The sequence below is a fragment of the Sphingomonas segetis genome, assembly GCF_009720245.1.
GTDB classification, from domain to species: domain Bacteria; phylum Pseudomonadota; class Alphaproteobacteria; order Sphingomonadales; family Sphingomonadaceae; genus Sphingomicrobium; species Sphingomicrobium segetis.
This window is the reverse complement of record NZ_WJSQ01000198.1, coordinates 1-4035: the sequence shown is the minus strand read 5'-3', so window position 1 is coordinate 4035 and position 4035 is coordinate 1. Positions and strand designations below refer to the sequence as shown.

At 66.8% G+C, this 4035-nt stretch carries 6 protein-coding genes and 1 tRNA gene; 6 read left to right on the top strand and 1 reads right to left on the bottom strand.

Annotation, left to right across the window (positions count from 1 at the left end):
* A partial coding sequence (locus GH737_RS13495) for a protein-L-isoaspartate O-methyltransferase family protein (protein ID WP_420853458.1) occupies positions 1 to 246 on the bottom strand: 246 nt, incomplete at its 3' end.
* A 162-nt stretch (positions 247 to 408) separates the two neighbouring features.
* Here GH737_RS13495 and GH737_RS13490 point away from each other — a divergent pair.
* The 6 genes from GH737_RS13490 to rfbG form a co-directional block, all read left to right on the top strand.
* A tRNA-Cys gene (locus GH737_RS13490) sits at positions 409 to 482 on the top strand.
* Positions 483 to 659: 177 nt separating this feature from the next.
* Positions 660 to 1640 carry a glycosyltransferase gene (locus tag GH737_RS13485; protein ID WP_230558813.1) on the top strand — a complete coding sequence of 327 codons (981 nt, stop codon included), beginning with the start codon at positions 660 to 662 and terminating at the stop codon, positions 1638 to 1640.
* The gene (locus GH737_RS13480) at positions 1640 to 2266 is read left to right on the top strand and encodes a class I SAM-dependent methyltransferase (RefSeq protein ID WP_196233191.1); all 627 of its coding nucleotides are present in this window, start codon (positions 1640 to 1642) and stop codon (positions 2264 to 2266) included. Before GH737_RS13485 ends, GH737_RS13480 begins: the two co-directional genes overlap by 1 nt.
* Positions 2263 to 2652: a GtrA family protein gene (locus GH737_RS13475; RefSeq protein ID WP_155265309.1), complete on the top strand. Its 390-nt coding sequence runs from the start codon at positions 2263 to 2265 to the stop codon at positions 2650 to 2652. Before GH737_RS13480 ends, GH737_RS13475 begins: the two co-directional genes overlap by 4 nt.
* Positions 2649 to 3419: a glucose-1-phosphate cytidylyltransferase gene (gene rfbF, locus GH737_RS13470; protein ID WP_155265308.1), complete on the top strand. Its 771-nt coding sequence runs from the start codon at positions 2649 to 2651 to the stop codon at positions 3417 to 3419. Before GH737_RS13475 ends, rfbF begins: the two co-directional genes overlap by 4 nt.
* The coding region (gene rfbG / locus GH737_RS13465) for a CDP-glucose 4,6-dehydratase (RefSeq protein WP_155265311.1) at positions 3404 to 4035 on the top strand (632 nt) is incomplete at its 3' end. The genes rfbF and rfbG, both read left to right, overlap by 16 nt.

Genomic DNA, 4035 nt, shown 5'->3' with positions numbered 1-4035 from the left:
CGGCATCATCTGGGTGAGCAGCGACCCGAGGACCGCGGGCGCCGGGAGGAAACGGCCGTCGCCCATCAGCACCGCGCGGTCGACGTAGGCGAGCGGCCGCGTCCGCGGCGGAAGGAACTTCTCGCGCGGCACGCTTCCCATCGCGTCGAGCACTGCGGGGTCGGTCACCCCCTGCGGGCGCAGCTGGCTCTCGACCATCGCCGCGCGCGCCGCGGCGAAATCGGGGATCGGGGTCTGCACAGTCATTGCTGTTATATGCCGGTAATACACTTCGAGTTCAAGAGCGGTCGCGCGGGTCATATATAGCGAGGGCGGCCGCGCCAACCGCCATTCATCGAAAGACGGATGGCAGCGCCTGGCGGGCTTGACCGCGAGGCGACCCTCGCGGCAAAGACGCCGGCTCTCCCCGGCCCGATGGCGGAGTGGTTACGCAGAGGACTGCAAATCCTTGCACGCCGGTTCGATTCCGGCTCGGGCCTCCAATATTCCGAGATCGCGAGTGCTCGCGTCGCTGGTGCTGTCTCGCGCGGGCCGCGTGCCAGCGCCCCGCCATCTGGCGATTATCTGCGCATTCGCGGCAACTTTCGTGCCGGCCGGGCTCGCTCGGCGCGAACGTGCCTTGAATGTTTGATTAACCATTCGCTGACAATCCTGCGGCCGTGTCTGCAGAGGTCGCCATGACTGCCCAACCGAAACCGATCCAGCCATGGCTGTCGGTCATCCTGCCCGTCTATCGCGGCGAGCGCTGGATCGAGCGCACCCTGGAATCGCTCGCCGTCCAGGCCGACGGCGGCGTCGAAGTGGTCGTCATCGACAGCAGCCCGGACCGCGGCACGATGAAGCTGGTCGAGAAGTTCGCTCTGCGCCTGACTCTCACGATCCTCGATCCGGCGGGGACCGACGGCTGCTCCCCCAAGATGAACCTCGGGGTGGCGCACGCCCGCGCGCCATATATTTCGTGGCTCTGCCAGGACGATCTGTGGTTGCCCGGCCGCGTCGCTGCCGTCCGCGAATGGGTCCGCGAGGCGCCCGGCGCTGCGCTCCACCTCGCGCCGGCGGCGATCATCGATCGCGACGGGCACATGCTCGGCGTGTGGCGCTGTCCGCTCAAGGCGGGCCCGGTCGACCAGGCGGTGCTGACCGAGAAACTGATCGTCCAGAACTTCGTCGCCGCCCCAAGCCCGGTCGTGCGTCGCGATGCATGGATCGAGTGCGGCGGGCTCGATCTGGATCTTTGGTATACTGGTGACTGGGACCTGTGGCTCAAGCTCGGCCGCCACGGCACGGTGGTCTACCATGACGAAGTCACCGCCGCCTTCCGCATCCACGGCGAATCGGCCACCTCGACCGGCAGCCGCGATGCAGCCGATTTCGTCGACCAGCATCGCATCGTCGTCGACCGCCACATCGCGGCGATCCCGAGCCGCCGCCGGGAACCGGCACGCCGGCTCGCCGATGCCTCGATCGCAGTGAATGCGGCGCTTGCCGCGGCCGCCAATGGCGAATCTGCCGCGATCGGCCGCGCTTTGGGTGCGATCGCCGGCCTCGGCCCCGTAGGCGCCGCGCGCTATCTTCATCGATCCCGGATCATCGAGCGCGCGTGGCCGCGGCTGCGCGCCAGATGGGCAGGAGTCCTCTGATGCCGATCGGTCCCATTGTGCGGCGGCTGTTCGGCCGCCACGAGCATCGTATCGCCGCGCTCTACCGAAGCGTCTTCGTCGACCTAGACGCTTATGCCGATAGGATCGGCGCATGGGTGCCCAACGCGCAGCGGATTCTCGAGGTCGGCTGCGGCGAGGGTGCCGTCACCGAGCGGCTGGCACAGCTCTATCCGGATGCCGAGATCCTCGCGGTCGACATCATGCCCGCGGTCGGACGGCTTTATCGCGGACCGATTGACCGTGTGAGCTTCCGAATGGCGACGGTACAAGAGGTCGCGGCCGAGAGCCCCGGCGGGTTCGACCTCGTCATCCTGTCCGACGTCATCCATCATGTTCCGGTGCCGCTTCGCGAGGAGATCCTCGCGGCCGTCCGCACCTGCGTCGCGCCGGGCGGGGTCTTCCTGTTCAAGGACTGGAAGAGGACCGCGACGCCGATCCACTGGCTGTGCCATGCCGGCGACCGCTGGCTCACCGGCGATCGCGTTTCCTACATCACCAAGCCGCAGGCAGAGGCTATGCTGATGCGCGCCTTCGGCCGGCCCGCGGAGGCCGAGGCCTGGGTGCGCCCGTGGCGCAACAATTTCGCACTGCTGACCCGCGCATGAGCAGTCACGCGGTCCTTCTGCGGCAATCGGGTCGCTATCTTTGGGGCGGAGCGATGTGCGCGCTGCTGCACAACGCGCTGGTGATCGGCCTGGCGAGCGGGGGCATTCCTTATCCGCTGGCGCTGGTCATATCCTTCCTCGTCACGGTGCCGATCGGCTATCTGTTCCACAGCGCAGTAACCTTCGGCGAGCCGCGCTCGTGGGGCCGGCTGATGCGTTTCATGGCCGGGTCGCTCGCCGGCTTCGGCTGGTCGGCCGCGTTGATGATCGGCCTGCACAATGGCCTCGGTCTGCCGATCGTCGTCGCGACGCCGCTTGCCACCGTCGCGCTTTTCCTGTGGAACTTCACGGCGGCACGATGGGCGATTGTCAGGAACGAGCGATGAAGGCGGTGATCTTGGCGGGCGGACTGGGGACCCGCATCGCGGAAGAAACCCATCTCAAGCCCAAGCCGATGGTCGAGATCGGCGGCCGCCCTATCCTGTGGCACATCATGAAGATCTATTCCGCGCACGGCGTGAACGACTTCGTGATCTGCTGCGGATACAAAGGCTATGTCATCAAAGAGTTCTTCCTGAATTACATGTCGCACGTTTGCGATCTGACCATCGACCTGGAGCGCAACGAAACCATCTACACCAACCGCAGGGCCGAGCCGTGGCGGATCACCCTGGTGGATACCGGGGAAGCAACGATGACCGGCGGAAGATTGCGCCGGGTCGCCGACCATGTCGGCGACGAGGAGGCCTTCTGCTTCACCTACGGCGACGGCGTGGCCGACATCGACATTGCCGCGTCGATCGATTTCCACAGGCGTCACGGCCGCAAGGCGACGATCACCGCGGTGACTCCTCCAGGACGCTACGGCGCGATCCGTTCCGACGGCGACGCGGTCACCGGATTCGCCGAAAAGCCGCGCGGCGACGGCGGCCGCATCAATGGCGGCTTTTTCGTGCTCTCGCCCGTAGTCATCGACTTGATCGAAGGCGACGATACGGTGTGGGAGGACCGGCCGCTCGAAACGCTCGCCGCGACCGGCGAGCTCAGGGCCTTTGAGCACGACGGCTTCTGGCAGCCGATGGACACGTTGCGGGAAAAGCAGCAGCTTGAAGAGATGTGGACGTCGGGGCGCGCGCCGTGGAAGCGCTGGTGACGCCGGCTTTCTGGTCCGGCCGCCGCGTCTTCCTCACCGGACACACCGGCTTCAAAGGATCCTGGCTGGCACTGCGCCTGTCCGCGCTCGGCGCGCAAATCACCGGTTTTGCGCTCGCGCCGGATACCGATCCGGACCTCTTCACCCTGGCGAGAGTCGGCGAGACTCTGACCCACATCGAAGGCGACATCCGTGATCGCACGGCGCTCACCGACGCGGTGCGCAGCGCACAGCCCGAAATCGTGCTTCACCTCGCTGCGCAGCCTCTGGTCCGCGCCGGGTACGAATTTCCGGTCGACACGTTTGCTACCAACGTCATGGGCACGGCACACGTGCTCGAGGCCTGCCGCGATCTGCCGGGCTGCCGAGCCATCGTGGTCGTCACCACCGACAAGGTTTATCGCAATCTCGAGCAGCCCTATCCCTATCGCGAAGACGATCCGCTCGGCGGGCACGACCCCTATAGCGCGAGCAAGGCTGCGGCCGAGCTGGTCGCAGCCTGCTGGCGCGACAGTTTTCTTGGCGAGCGCGGGATTGCCGTCGCTACGGCGCGCGCCGGCAACGTGATCGGCGGCGGCGACTGGTCCGCCGAGCGGCTGCTGCCCGACGCGGTCCG